Origin of the sequence: Gorillibacterium massiliense (assembly GCF_000455485.1) — a bacterium.
In the GTDB taxonomy this organism is placed as follows: Bacteria; Bacillota; Bacilli; order Paenibacillales; family NBRC-103111; genus Gorillibacterium; species Gorillibacterium massiliense.
Window position 1 is genome coordinate 1 of the sequence record NZ_CBQR020000129.1, and the last position, 14,902, is coordinate 14,902.

Below are 14,902 nucleotides of genomic sequence, written 5' to 3' on the forward strand. Positions count from 1 at the left end.
ATTTGTTACCTTTTAGACATTTAGCGATGGTCCTTGAGCTTTCTGTAAGTTTCTTCCCTTTTTCCTTTTAATCATCAGTTTCTCTTTGTACTTGTTCATCGCATCATTCTCAGTTCCAAGTGCTGCTTCTAAATCAAAATTAATTTCTGCAAAGGGATTTGCAACAAATGGTCTAGCCACTTGTTTTACTTTCAGAAGTGCCTTCGCCAAATGTGGTTCAGCTATTTTATCCGCGCCCATTTTAGCAGCGATATAGGTTGCATATTCAAGTAACTTCATTACATAAAAAGGTATCCCCATCGAAATAAAGTACAGTTTATCTGCCATTAACGGATCAGCTAGATTCGCCAATTCAGCAAAAGGAAGCAATTTATCAACTTTTTGAAGAAATACTCTAAAAGTAAGAATCTCCTCAACGGTACCATATGCGAAAGCTTCAAACGCAACTTTATTACAGAATCTTCGATCCAATTGGGGATTGCTAATAAAAACTTTTACTGATTCCGGCATTCCACAGAGAATAACAGCAATGCCAATTTCTTCGGTAAATGTTTTAACCCAGTTTGATGCTGTCGCTAACACATATTCGGTGTCTGCATCAATTAGATGCTGGAACTCGTCAAAAATTATTACTTTAATCCCAAGTTCCTTGACAAAGTGATGGATACGACTGGTCAACTCAGATTCGGATCCTTTATGGCTGAAGGGATCCCCCATATCTTCTAGCACTTTCGATGCAAGCATTCTCGGTGTTGCTTTTGGAGGAACGACTACCCTTAATACTGGAATATGCGTATATTCTCGATCATCCGTTTCTTTAGTATCACGAGGATATCTAGCCGTGAATTCCCTGGTTACCGTACTCTTCGCTGCACCTGTTGGCCCAAAAATGTATAAACAATCTGGACTAACGGAGTCCTCCGACAAATCCATGATCGTTTCCATCTCCTCAAGCAGATTTTCATACTTTGGGTGATGGACAATGATCTTTTTGACATGCTCAACACGTCTTTTCAATTCCTTTGAATCAGGTGCTTTTCCATCTAATCGTTCAAAATCCAATTAACATATCTCCTTTTGCCCACTCCCCCAACTGTCTGCAATTTTATCTAGATCAATGTTGCCAACTTGCAAGGCACCAGGTTCGGGTTTTTCAATAATAGTTTCATCCTGATTATTAACTGATTTAGAAGACTTTATACCTCTGCTACTTTCCTCAGGATTTAGAATAGATATATTCATGGCTTCTGCAAGTCCAGGAAGTTGTTCGATAGGTACACCTTTAATTGCACTGGCTACAGTCTCATTGGCCGCTGCTTCCCTTCTTTTTCTTCTATGAATCCCTTGATATTCTAATTTGCATTCTTTTTGAATCTCTTCAACGTTTAATCTAGCCCTGCCTTGTAGCGAAGAATCATAGTCATTATAAGCACTACCATCTTTATTTGACAGATATGCTAGCAACTCTGCATGGATCAGGGTATTCTTGTCCATCTTTTTCCGTTCCAGGCCTCCACTCTTAATAAAGGCTTCAATATAACGTTTATTGAATTCGTCTTTTACATAAATAGCCCTTAAATCAGAGCCATAGCGAATCAATACTTCACGACTTCTACCTTCACGTTCCAATCGCTTTCTTAGTTCATTTAATTCATCGCTAAAAAAGTGATGCCCCATGATTAATATTCCACGAGGACCGACGGAGCGTGTATCACTGTTTGAAGAGAAGAGTAATTCTAAATACTGACGATTTGCAGGTAATCGAGGATGGATCTTCATTTCTTTTAAGCCTTTAGCCCATAAATGTTCTGGAACCCCTTGGATGTTCTCCCCTCTATTAAAATTGTTGGCGACCATGTCAACAATTGCTATGTGTGCGATATGATACAATCCTTTAATATCAACTACCGCTTTCGCTGCTGAGTCATATTGTCCTCTTTCTGTAGGATTTGAAAAAAGGGAACCAACTAATCCTTGAAATGCTTTGTGATTTAGATTTCCTAGTGCATGTTCAACGGAACCTTTTTGATGACCGGATGCTACTTCGCAATATCTAAGGCCGATACGAAGAGCTGAACACACCTCCTCTACCTCTTTCGCGTCGTTCACCTTTGCATTATCCAAAAGTATTGATTGAGGGACACCATAAGCCGTCCAATTTTTTTCAACCCGTGGGTACAACTCTTTTAATCCAGTCTTTGGCAATATGCAATGTAAAATTAATTGTTTCCAATCACCAGCATCAGGCTCCTTTTTAAAAATGATATGAAATCCCATCGGTTCTCCCACTGCCTGATCCATTCCGTACATGAGTACCGGACGAAATAATTCGTCAAGTTCAAAATCTACAATTAAACAGTCAATCGGAGTCCAGTCACATTCCATACATTCAAGTGGACGTGTTGCTCGTGAATTTGAATGCACACCATTATGCTTCAAATCCGCTTGATTTTCCCCCATGTGTTCTTTATCGCGCTCATATGTATCTACTGATTTCTTTCGTATTCTTCGATATGTCGATTCTGAAATAATCCCCAGCTGCTCGTGAGCTTCTCTGGTCAAATTAATATTTTTTATTTCAGCATCCAACACATCATATTCGTCTTTAATAGTAACGTATTCCACTTTCCTACCATATTTCAATATAATGCGAGACACTTCAGTCATTACTTCTGTAGAGACTCGTCTATCTTTTGGTCCCCTCGTTTGAGGAATTAAATCAAATTTGTTCTCACGCTTATACCATAGATCTAACCATCTATAAATTGACGCGGGAGAGATCGAGCCATTTGGCTTTAATTCCTCTGGATAGTTTTCAGCATAAATCTTTATCTGTGATGGCTTAATTTCCCTTTCAATAATTGGCTCAATCGCATTATACCGTTTCTCCATTATATCGATTTGAACATCATTATAATCTTTTGTACTGTATTCAATTACGACAGTGTCTTGACCTTCATTCAAAATAATTAACCTTTTCTCATTGTAAGCACTCAAGATTTCATTAAGAGACAGTAATTCCTTTGCGTCATAAGTTATATTAAGCAATTCAACGTCATCTTCTCTGTGCCGGAGCACTTCATATATGTTCGTTCCAATTCGAAACTGCGTGCCATACTTGAAATCTATGAGCATGAACTTCTCCCCTCATCAACTGAAAAATGTAAAATGGATTCGTCAGATAGCTTTACATTAACTAGATCTGTTGAAATCTCTTGTAGGTAAATCAATTGATAAACAGCCTTATAGAAGCTTTCTTCATCAATTTCTGCACAAGACTCCCTCAATTCAAAAAGATACATTTCTGTTTTTGACTGCAATTGCTTCAAAACATGGTCCATAATATTATCCGTTACTTCTTGACTACCTAGATGACGAAGTAATGAAAGATTGGTTTGTAAATACCTTGGGTTTATTTCCTCCTCTGTGAATACTTCGTAGTACCACCTATGAGCTTCGCAATACTTTCTACCGACTTCATACTTAATAATATTTGACGGATTGTTCTTAAACCGAAGAGCTTTCACCTCAATAATGAAAACACGACCATCTTTTAAGATTATTTTGAAATCCGGAAAATACCTATGTTTCTTACCATTCAATGTGTAATGAATACAGACAGGTTGATAAAAAATCTCATCAACTTGCAGATCAAAGTCAGCTAATCTAATGTAGTTCCTTTCAAGAAAACTTTCCCAATGAATCATATCGCCAGTTTTAAGAAATGGTTCTTTTCCACGGAAGCCTTTTCTTTTAGGCATAATTTTGCGTGCTGGTTTGTACGGCATTTGCTTAACTCCTCAGTTAGTTTTTCATAATTTATGATAAAAGTATTAACATTTTTGATGATACACAAACATCAGTCTTCAGTTGGATCTCTTTATAGTTCAAGATATGATTTGAGTTCCAACTCATAAAATCTACTACTTTGAATTCCCTTCAAATTTATTATCAAAGATAGGTCAGAGTTATTTTACAAATTGGTTAAGCCCCAACAATAGTACCAGCTCTTTCATAGGTAATAAAAACGAATAACAAAAATAGGTCCACTACATTAAAATCATTAGTTAAGGAACAGGTTTTCGATAAAGGACTGGACATAAAAACAAACGGCTCAGGGCTCTATCCCATGCCGTTTCGGATTCCATTTCTATGGTCATTCCTATTTTAGAGCTTAACTTAATGACAATTCCTTTACCCTCATTAAGTTACTTATTAATTCCATAACCTCAACTCTTTTAAACAAATAGGTCCTTTCTCCAATTTCCTTCCCACCTGTAACTGGAACAATTCCTTTCTTTATCAAAAAAGAAGCAGAGATTTTTTCTTTTAACCCTATTTTGAGATCTTTTAATTGTGTGACTGTTATGTAACTTTCATCAAATTGACGCACCTCATGTGGGAAAAATAATTTACCATAAATTTTATCCTTCTCAGCACATTTCAAGATACCTAGCAATACCCAGAAATCAATAGTGGTCGTTTTAACTTTAAGAATCCTAGCAACATCTGCTGTTAAAAGTAAGTTCCCTATGACATTCTTAGATTGATGATTTAAAAACTCGCTTACCTCATTCCGATCAAATAAAAGCGACTTTATTCCTCTCCTTGTACTTTTACCCCTTGGGGTAATTTCTCTACTCAAAATAAATTTAACTACATCACCATCAGTAAACCCATAAATCTGTGGAATTGCTTTGTCGAATGTAACTAAATCTGCATCTTCTTTAACCACTATTGAATTTTCTAAATTAATTGATAATTGATCTAACATATCTTTCTCTATCATGTTTTTATGCACATCATTTGAGAACGTAATTATTCCCTTATTCAATAAATCAGTGATGCACTTATATCCGACATTAAGATAATCCTGGGCTTCTTGTTTTGTTAAATACATCATTCTTTTTTTCTCGAGATATTGATCAGCACTAGTTTTTGTAACGTGTATCCATGTTTCTCCATCATATTCAACTATCATACCATCAACTTCGCAAGCTTTGATTAAATTAATCAACGTCCTTCTTGAGACGCCAAAATACTTCAAAGCATTTTGACCAGTTAAAATCAATGTTTCAAATTGATTAACGATTTTGGAGAAATTGGGACTAGCAAAAAAAGAGCTTATATTAATGAGGAGGTAGTTTATAAACTCCTTTGCCAAAAATAAATAACTGTTTCTTCGATCTCTCTTCAATTGTATATAAAAATTTCCAAAACTACTAAGTATCCTTTCAGCATTATCTTCACCAGATTTCGTTCTTTTTTCATTTAAGAACTGGTGAAAACCCAACGGCCAGTTTATTAAAATTTCCATAACTTGTTTTTGGATAATCGCAACTTTATGAATTGAGGCTTTCGAACTCGTGAATTGTGATCTAAATTGAATTTCTCCGATAAATGAAGCTAATAAGAAAAATATATCGTCGAATTCGATTAATACTGCATCAATAAAGAAGTTATTTAACTCTATTGGTCTTTTCGCAATGAGGCCAACTTTCTGGTACACCAAGGTGGAGAGCATTATACACTCGCTAGAAGCAATATTTGGTTCTGCTAACTTATGAGCGAAGCCACATTCACACTTTAGAATGTTTGCACTTTGCCATGTAATTGATTTACTACAATTTAAACATTTATCGATTAATAAACAACCATGATAGGGGCATGCCGAAACATTCATATGGTGCCAAATTTTTCGAAAATATTCTTTCTCCCTTAAACAGTAAGGACAAACTTTTGCTTTTAGAATGGAAATTGAAGATATATGTGCTTTTGTATCGAAAAATTGATAATATCCGTTCGTTGAATCAAGAGTAGTTAGCATCATTTTTTCCATATCTTTTTTATTAATCCAGAGTAGTGTTGTAATGAAGTTCAAGTCGTTTTGTGATAATTCTCTAACGTCCAAATTGTAATTTGTAGGCCTCCAACTCTTTAAATTCTTAAATTGATCGAATTCAGAATGTATGAAGTTAAGAGGATATACATCTTGTACTGCTCTAATAAGAAATCCACTTAAACTTTCGTCAGCGTACATCTTTGGGCTATGTAGTAGCTTTTTCAAGAGGTGATGTGCTCCTTCTTTTCATTAATGAATTCGATTCCAAAGCCATTTCCAAATATACATGATTTTATACAGTAAAAAACATTTAGTAATGTCCCTCCAAAAAAAAACGCCATCCTATAGTAGGCACCATAGGACGGCATCTTTGTAAAATTGTTCAATACGTTGTACGATGGTTGATTTATTAAAGTCTGAAACAACAGCAAAATACGTTTCAATTTCATCAGCGGTCAGTCTACGGCACAAATGAATGTATAGCATTGTATAAATATGCAGTTATCATTAATTATGGAGTTTTTTTCTCACTAATTCGAAATTTTTTCTCATTATTTATGACACCGCACACATCACATTCTATTTGCTAATAAACCGTACTAACTTACGAGCACTTACTATATCCGCAGTTGGTGCAGTTCTTACATCCTTCTGCGTTCACCAGAGCAAACGATCCGCAGCTTGGGCAAATGTCCTTACTGTCAGCTTCGGCGTGGTCGTGGTCATGACCATCGTGATCATGGTCGTCTACGGACGGGACGCTAACGGCAGCAGCAGCATGGCTCTTCACCTGCACCACCGGGATATCGTTGCCGCTGGCGATGTGAATCTCCAGCGCTTTCGCTACCGCGTCGGCGATGGATTCAACGCGGTTGGCGCCAAAGCCGATGGCGCCGGAGCCGCCGATGCCCTTCAGGTGCTTGATCAGCAGGTTCACCTTGTTGCCGTGGTCGCCGTAGCGGAGGAACAGGGTGCAGACGCGACCCAAAGCTTCCGCCATTGCGAAGACGTCGGAGCCGGCTTTGCCCACGTTCAGGAAGATTTCACCCGGCGCTCCGTTCAAATCGTTGATGGTGATGTACGCCATGCCGAACGGTGTGTTGATCTTATAAGTCGCACCACGCAAAATTTGCGGGCGGCGTTTGTATTCCTTATCGATAACCTTTGTACTCGGCGCGGGAGTCGCTGCCAAAGCGGTGTCGATAGCTTCCTTAGCAACAGTTTCGGCAGTTTTCTCTTCATTGGCGACCGCTTTGTCCTCTTTCTTGTCTTCCTTCTTCTCCGTGGACAGGACTTGCTCGTTGCGGCTGCCGTCACGGTAGATGGTTACGCCTTTGCAGCCCAGATCAAAGGCCAGCTCATACAGGCGCTTCGTATCTTCAACGGAGAAGTCATGGGGAGCGTTGGCCGTCTTGGAGATGGAGCTGTCCACCCAGCGCTGGATGGCGGCTTGCACCCGGATATGATCCTCAGCCGACAATGTCATCGAGGTGACGTAATAATCCGGTAGCTCTTTGCCTGGGTTCTTTTCCATCCATTCTTGGGCGATCGGAACGTATTGTTTGTCGAAGCCCAGACGGCTTTGACGGAAATATTCAAAGGCAAAATACGGCTCGATGCCCGTAGAAGTGCCCACCATCGTTCCCGTGCTGCCGGTAGGCGCCTGGGTGATGACGGTAACGTTGCGCATGCCGCCTTTACGAATGGCTTCGCCAACTTCGGGATAGACGCTTACGATGTTTTTCATGAAGCCGCTTTGCAAATATTTTTCCGTGTCAAAATGCTTGAATGAGCCCTTCTCCGCGGCGATTTCAGCGGAAGCCAGGTACGCTTCCCGAGCCATAAAGCCGTAGAGCTTATCCAGGAAAATCAGAGATTCCGGGCTGCCGTAGCGGATTTTCAGCTTGATCATCAACTCGGCCAATCCCATGGTTCCAAGTCCGACACGGCGCTCGCCCTGTTGGTTGATGCGGTTTTCTTCAAAATGATACGGCGTTTTGTCGATGACGTTGTCCAGGAAGCGGGTGGAATAGCGGACAGTGGTGCCCAGCTCATCCCAAGCCACATCGCCTTTGTCGGCGTCGTAGAACTTGGACAGGTTCACGGCGGACAGGTTGCAAACGCCCCAAGCCGGAAGGCCTTGTTCGCCGCAAGGGTTGGTGCAGATGATCGGGTTGAAGTACCAGCTGTTGGACATTTGGTTGTAGTATTCCATGAACACGACACCAGGTTCAGCCGATTTCCAAGCGGATTCAATGATCGTATGCCATACTTCACGGGCGCGCACGGTCCGGTAGCTTTTCACCGGCTTGCCGGCTTCTTTCCATTTGGCCAAATCGCCGTCCCAGGTCTCATTATAGGTCGGCTCCGTTGTATCTGGGAAAACAAGCTCCCATTCCAGATCCTCTTTTACCGCCTTCATAAAGCCGTTGCTGACGCATACCGATAGGTTGGCGTTGGTAATTTGACCCATGGTTTGCTTGACGGTGATGAAGTCGAGAAGATCCGGGTGCCAGTCGTTGATCATCAGCATCAGCGCGCCGCGGCGGCTGCCGCCTTGCTCGATGAGGCCGGTCGTATAGCTGAACAAACCGCCCCAGGATACTGCACCAGAGGAAGAACCGTTTACGCCTTGAACGATGGCACGACGGGGACGCAAAGAAGACAGGTTGATGCCGACGCCACCCCCCCGAGACATGATCTCAGTCATTTCCGACAGGGTGGACATAATGCCGCCCCGGCTGTCGTGAGGCGACGGAATAACGTAGCAGTTAAACAGCGTCAGTTCTTCGCTTGCGCCGGCTCCGGCAGCGATGCGGCCCCCGGGAACAAGCTTCCAGTCGTCGAGAATGTAGCGGAACTTCTTCTCCCACTCTTTCTTCTTCTCAGCCGATCCTTCAACGGAAGCCATGGCTTTGGCCAACCGATCCCACAGTTCGCCTGGGGTCTTTTCCTTGGTGAGGGTAAGCTTGTCCAGATTGGATTCAATCACTTCGCCGCTGCGCAGCTTTATCGTAACGTTTCGGCCTTGCCGGGCGATTACTTCGCCGACTTCCTTAGCCGGAAACTTCGGGTCATCTTTCGTCAAAGCGAGGACCAGGTCCCCGACTTCCGTGTTATTGGTATCGGCGTCCTTGCGGGCGTACCGATCCAAAAAAATCTTTTCGCTGAGTCCTTCAAGCGGCTTAACTTCTGTTGCTTCCACTAGTAAAAACCTCCTCCATAAAATTCAGCGTTCTCGCCAGTCTTCGCTAAAAAGCCCCGTGATCCTGCCTGTTTTCCCGGTTTTAGCCGAGTTTATCCATCTATGTAGCTTTACAATATTTAGTCGTAATCATCATTATACAGCACTATATCTTGTGCTACGAATGGAACGGAGCCCATAATCAAAAAGAAAACCAAACCTACATCATTCGCGCTCCTTTTTTCTCTGTCTCACTCGTTTTTTTAAGATTTAGTAAACTGTCGCGCCACATGCCATCGCCTCTGTGCGGAATTGGCTTGCTTCCATATATTAACCATCTGAGCGCTGACGAACCAATATATAGATCATAGCACTGCTTGATTTACTGGATATAGTGTGCAAAGCCCTATTTATCCGCATGTTTTGCCGAACCCTCATTTCCTACCCTGAATAACCTTCTTTCAAATAGGTTACCTTCAGGCGGCTGTGCCGATTTTTAATACATTCGCTGATGGTGCGCGAGCGGCATGTATGTCTGTTATGAAAAGAGTTTCTCATGCCCATACTAGAACGACATCCTTCATCAAAGAGAGGGGAGGAACTTTTATGCTGCCGACAGAATCGCCGGATAAAACGACGGAATTGCCTAACGGGCTGCAGATCCATTTTGACCGTTCCTGGCTGCAGGAACTGCAGAACCGATCCGATAAAAACGGTCCATGGGACGATGGTACCTTTTTTCAGCTTGCTCTCGAGGCCGAAGAATCTCGGTTGGTGCGCCGTTTCGACGAGCTCCAATGTCTGCGCCACATCACGGATTTGACGCCGCTGCCCCATCAGACGGAAACCGCACGCAAGGTTCTGTTCGAAATGCGCGGCAGAGCCATTTTAGCCGATGAAGTTGGACTTGGAAAAACCATTGAAGCCGGTCTGGTGCTTAAAGAGTATATCGTCCGCGGTCTCGTCCGCAAAGCGCTCATTCTCGTACCCGCTTCTCTCGTGCTCCAATGGGTGCGGGAACTGAACCAGAAGTTCGGAATCCCCGCGGCGGCGCAAAAAAAAGCCTACATGTGGGACCAGTGCGACATCATCGTCGCTTCTATGGACACCGCCAAACGGCCGCCTCATCGGGAGTTGGTGCTGGATAAGGACTATGACATCGTCATCATCGACGAAGCCCATAAGCTGAAAAACAAGAAGACGACCAATTACCAATTCGTCAACGAGCTGCGGAAAAAATATTGCCTGCTCCTCACGGCAACTCCTGTGCAAAATGATATGGATGAGCTCTACAACCTGATCAATGTGCTGAAACCGGGGCAGCTTGGCGGGCAAGGCAGTTTCCAGGACAATTTTGTCGTGGAAAAACGCACCCCTAAAAACGAAGATAAGCTGCAAATAGAGCTGGCCAAAGTCATGATCCGCAACCGGCGCAGCGATGGGAACGTGGAATTTACCCGCCGGAACGTGAAAAACATCCCACTCGTCCTCTCCCCGGAGGAACAAGCGCTCTATGACGGCGTCACTCGCTTCGTGAAAGAACGCTACGACGAGATGGGGCGAAACACCCAAAGCGCCTTCACCCTCGTTACCCTGCAGCGGGAGGTTTGCAGCAGCCGCGATGCTGTATTCGTGACGCTGGTTCACTTGTTCAAGAAGCTGTCGGAAAACTCCCCCATGCGACCCAAGGTGTGGGAGCTGGTGGAACTGATCCGCGGCATCGAAGCCAATACGAAAGCGGAAAAAGCAATGGAACTGGTGCAGAGCATCGGCGAAAAAACGATCATCTTCACCGAATACCGGGCGTCACAGGAATATTTGCTCAAATTCCTCAAGGACAACGGTGTTTCTGCCGTCGCGTACCGAGGTGGGATGAACCGCGGCAAAAAAGACTGGATGATGGACCTTTTCCGAGGCCGCGCACAAGTACTGGTGGCGACGGAAGCCGGAGGCGAAGGAATCAATCTGCAATTTTGCCACCATATGATCAATTTCGATCTGCCCTGGAATCCGATGCGGCTTGAACAGAGGATCGGCCGGGTGCACCGGTTGGGGCAAACCCATGACGTCAACATCTATAATCTATCCACCTGCGGAACGATCGAAGAACATATTTTACGGCTGCTTCACGAAAAAATCAACATGTTCCAATTGGTAATCGGAAAACTGGACCACATCCTGGAGCACATGGAAAAAACCGCCGAACTGGAGTCCAGCTTGATGAAAATCGTGCTGCAAGCGCAGTCGGACGCCGAAATAAAGGCAGGCTTCAATCGGATCGGCGATAACTATCTCCATTCGCAAGAGACCGCTGAACAGCCGCTCATCGTAAACGCTGCAAACGCTCCAGCCAAGGCAGTCAAAGGGAGAAGAAGGTGACCTCATGAACACAAAGCAGGTTGAACGGTTTGTCATGCGTTACTTGGAAGCGACAGGCTGCGGCATCATAGAGAAAACCCCGGATTCTGTGACCGTTAAGCTTTCCCCTGACGCCGATCGGGAACTGACTGGCCGCTCGTATTATTGGGGTTTCGTAGAGCGGACGGGAGCGCCGCCGGAAACGATGACGCTGCGCTTCCTCTTCCGCCCGGAAGCTCCCTCTGTGGGCGAGGATAGCAGAGCGCCGAGGGAAGCTGCCACGCTGCCTGCAAGAACCGACACCGGGGAAACCGGAGGAGCGGTGCCAGGCGCTGCCGGGCAGCCATCTGACAGCATCCTCGGCCGCTACTTCGGCATTACCTTGCCCAGCCCTATCGGACGTATCCCAACGGATACGTTGACCTTCGGCAGCCGCCGGTTGGAGCAGATCTTCGATTCTTCCCGGAAACGCGGTTCCTTCGTCCGGCTATTCGAAGACTATAAAGATAAAACCGGTCCGCTTTCCGCCCCATACGATACCTGGCTCTGCGTAAATTACAAGGTCGAGCTGGTCTGCGATATGAAGCGGGAGGAGTGCCATTCCTTAGGCATCAACCTGATCACCGGCGAGAAAAAAGAAAATTTCTACGAATCGGTACGCGGCAAAAAGCTGGTCCCCCGCATCCCGGCCAGTATCCACTTGAAACCGATCAAGTGGACCTTTAACCGGGCGGCCCACGCTTTGGAAGACTTTTTGGAGAAGCGGCTGCGCACTTACGATCACAGTTGGGCGGATCAGGCGAAGAAACGGCTGGAGGCAGAACGCCAACGCATCGACGGCTACTACTTGGATTTGCTGAATAGCTTGCCGGCGGAATCAGAAGAAGAAGCCGGACTCCGACAGCAATACAACGCCCGCGCTGAGGAAGCCGATTGGCAATACCAGCCGAAAATTCGCGTCTCCGCCATCAATTGCGGATTGTTTCATCTTCAGTCCAGCGCAGAGCTTTTCGGGAATGGCTGAAAAAACCGCGCAATATCGAACGACGCAAGCTGACTTAACTCGCTACTACCCGGCAGAATCATCATAAAAAAACGGCATTTCGTCCGCACATAGAAACATATATTTTACGGACAAGCGGCTACAATAGACTAACACAGGAAGGATCGAAGATGAGGGGTGAACCATGATCAAACTTAGGCAAACCATTATGCTGTTTGCGGCAGGAGCGTTTTTTGCCCTCTCTCCCCTGCCCGTCGCATCCGCTCCAGCAACCGTACCTGTCGTTCATGCTCCTCAAGCCGCAAGCCAACAGGCAAACGAATTGGAAAAATCCGTATCCGACTGGATTATCGCCCTGTCATCGGAAAAAGGCTTTGAAAAATGGACAGCCGCCGATTGGGCGATCCTCCCCCTTGGACCTGGAACCCACTCTTGGCTTGTTGCACTTACCGCAGACGGCGGTAAGGATGCCGGTTACTTGATCGTCTCTCAGAAAAGCGATGGAGGTTACTTGCTAACTGAGTATGGAACAGGAACCTACCCATTATTCAGTATGCAAACGCTGCGGCAAAGCCTGCTGCAGCGGGAACTTATCGATTCATCATCTACCGGAAGTTGCTTGGATAAGGCTGAACGTTACTTGACAGGATCTCTGGAAAGCTTCTGGAAGGTGGAATGCGGAGGAGAAACTTATTATTTCGACGCCAAGTCAGGCGGAGAGTTACCAGATCTGACCAATTATCTTGCATCTGCCGTAAAAAACAATAAAACGCTGACTTTCTCCCCTGCCCTCAATCCCGTTGAATCTAATGCCGAAAGACCAGTCGTCACCGACCGTTTGGAGCTGCCCGCCATCGACCCCTATGATCAACCAGGGTGGATCAAGGATAAAGGCCAATCCGGTACAAAAAGCGATTTCGACACTGCAGCCTCCAGGCTCAAGGAATCCGAACAAAGTTTCATCTATACGGTTAAGTTGTACGGCAGTCAGGCGCTATATCCCCTCGCCGTTACTGGCTATCATACTTGGTCCGATGGCTCCCAGTTCCTGATATTGGATCAAGATGGTCCTCGCTATGTGCGGTGGCCGCTGCCGGAAGGCGGAAGCTTTCATTAAAACAAAGAACACGCCGGAACGGTGAAGCCGGCGTGTTCTTTATTTGTGGCGGCTGTTGCGCCATATTTTAATGGACAGGGGCAGCATACCGAACCAGCGGACGCTCCATGGCTCTTTTACGGGCCGATGGGAGCGAGCTTCCTTCCTTACCGACCGGGGCGTGTTGGCGAACTCGACCACCCGCTCTGTTACGTACAGAAGCAGCTCATCGCCCTTTTTCGACTTGGATTTCGCCATGGCTATCTCTCCTTCCGATAGCTATAGCTTACCCCGGTTGGAGTTTTTTAAACCGCAAAGCGGCGGCAGGAATCCGTCATTTCGTCCCTTCTCCCGTTCTAGGAAGCTCCACTGCACTCTTGTCCCGGAGATTAATCAAAAAGGTCCGTTTGGCCTCACCCTCTGCGTCACGCGCCGTGATTACCTGCTCATAATCGGCGGAGCCTGGGCCGATTTCAAGAACCAATCCCTCTACCCCCCCAAATTTTGCATTCAAGATCGCGACAGGATCAATGTAGTCGTACCATTCTTTCACGTACCCATTCAAAGTGTTCACCAGGAATCTTCTTTGCACGACGCCGTTCTCGTCCCGAACTTGCACGATCTTCAGAATTCGGCCCAGTCCTTCTTCATTATCGCTAACGCCTTTGCTGACCTCGATGTCAGCTTCGTCGATGATACCAAACTTCTCTTTTATCAACAGGATCGGATCATAATAGGTCAAATCTTTATATGGATCGCGGACAAATACTCGTTCCCCGTGAAACGCTTTGGTTAACGTCTTATTCGAGCCCTCCTTTAATTGAAGGCGAACACGAACCTGATCCTCATCAAAGATGATGGTTCCTGTACCTTTTCCCAGACCTTCTTCTTGATATTCAAACACGCCGCTATTTTCGCCGTCAAAGCGGATCAAAGCGGAGCTATCCGTTATCCGGACTATACCCGTCAAATAGAAATAGATATTAACTCCTGAAAACGTTTCGTAAATGTTTATGGAGTCTTCAAGTGTATCTTGGTTGCGCAAGTTACATTCCGCATCGATCCAATACCCAAAATATTTCGCAAATTTATTCTCAGAACTGCTCAGGCTGGCCTGTGTCAACTGTACCGGTTCCGACGATACAGCCCGTTTGGCGCTTGTCGGTTGAGCCAGGTTTGAACTCGGTTCCAATGTTGATGTCGCTGTAACCGTATGCGTGCTGGTGAGCGGCGGTGTTGAAGCTGACGGCTGTGCGGATTTTTCTGTTCTGTTGCTGCAAGCTGCACAAGCCGCCAACAGCAAGACCATAACGATCCCTTTGCCCAAATATTCCCGTATCAAAATAAATCCCCCATTCACATGATTACTTGTGAATGAGGGATCATATTCGACATTTGGATGATATTTCCTTTTTTCTG

General features: G+C 45.0%; 10 protein-coding genes. 3 read left to right on the forward strand and 7 right to left on the reverse strand.

All coding sequences use genetic code 11. The annotated features are described in order from the left end of the window. Window positions 1-12: 12 nt before the first annotated feature. The 5 genes from TJ79_RS16950 to TJ79_RS16970 form a co-directional block, all read right to left on the reverse strand. Window positions 13-1,062 (reverse strand): TniB family NTP-binding protein, encoded by a 1,050-nt coding sequence (locus TJ79_RS16950; RefSeq protein WP_052339690.1) that lies wholly within the window; start codon window positions 1,060-1,062, stop codon window positions 13-15. After that, complete coding sequence (locus tag TJ79_RS16955) at window positions 1,063-3,135, reverse strand: hypothetical protein (protein WP_040951536.1); 2,073 nt, start codon at window positions 3,133-3,135, stop codon at window positions 1,063-1,065. Continuing rightward, window positions 3,126-3,788 carry a TnsA endonuclease N-terminal domain-containing protein gene (locus tag TJ79_RS26090; RefSeq protein ID WP_052339691.1) on the reverse strand — a complete coding sequence of 221 codons (663 nt, stop codon included), beginning with the start codon at window positions 3,786-3,788 and terminating at the stop codon, window positions 3,126-3,128. Before TJ79_RS26090 ends, TJ79_RS16955 begins: the two co-directional genes overlap by 10 nt. Window positions 3,789-4,174: 386 nt before the next feature. Further along, window positions 4,175-6,067: a TniQ family protein gene (locus TJ79_RS16965; RefSeq protein ID WP_040951537.1), complete on the reverse strand. Its 1,893-nt coding sequence runs from the start codon at window positions 6,065-6,067 to the stop codon at window positions 4,175-4,177. A gap of 379 nt (window positions 6,068-6,446) precedes the next feature. After that, window positions 6,447-9,047 (reverse strand): adenosylcobalamin-dependent ribonucleoside-diphosphate reductase, encoded by a 2,601-nt coding sequence (locus TJ79_RS16970; protein ID WP_040951538.1) that lies wholly within the window; start codon window positions 9,045-9,047, stop codon window positions 6,447-6,449. Between the two features lie 585 nt (window positions 9,048-9,632). On the opposite strand from TJ79_RS16970, the gene TJ79_RS16975 reads away from it, so the two are divergent. The 3 genes from TJ79_RS16975 (at window position 9,633) to TJ79_RS26095 (ending at window position 13,504) form a co-directional block, all read left to right on the forward strand. Next, window positions 9,633-11,405: a DEAD/DEAH box helicase gene (locus tag TJ79_RS16975; protein WP_052339692.1), complete on the forward strand. Its 1,773-nt coding sequence runs from the start codon at window positions 9,633-9,635 to the stop codon at window positions 11,403-11,405. Between the two features lie 4 nt (window positions 11,406-11,409). Next, on the forward strand, window positions 11,410-12,408 hold the full coding sequence (locus TJ79_RS16980; RefSeq protein WP_040951539.1) for a YqhG family protein: 999 nt from the start codon (window positions 11,410-11,412) through the stop codon (window positions 12,406-12,408). A 163-nt stretch (window positions 12,409-12,571) separates the two neighbouring features. Further along, on the forward strand, window positions 12,572-13,504 hold the full coding sequence (locus TJ79_RS26095; protein WP_052339693.1) for a hypothetical protein: 933 nt from the start codon (window positions 12,572-12,574) through the stop codon (window positions 13,502-13,504). Window positions 13,505-13,543: 39 nt separating this feature from the next. Here TJ79_RS26095 and TJ79_RS16990 read toward each other — a convergent pair whose 3' ends face one another. Continuing rightward, the gene (locus TJ79_RS16990) at window positions 13,544-13,741 is read right to left on the reverse strand and encodes a YqzE family protein (protein WP_040951540.1); all 198 of its coding nucleotides are present in this window, start codon (window positions 13,739-13,741) and stop codon (window positions 13,544-13,546) included. Window positions 13,742-13,817: 76 nt separating this feature from the next. Next, on the reverse strand, window positions 13,818-14,825 hold the full coding sequence (locus TJ79_RS16995) for a hypothetical protein (RefSeq protein ID WP_040951541.1): 1,008 nt from the start codon (window positions 14,823-14,825) through the stop codon (window positions 13,818-13,820). Window positions 14,826-14,902: the final 77 nt, after the last annotated feature.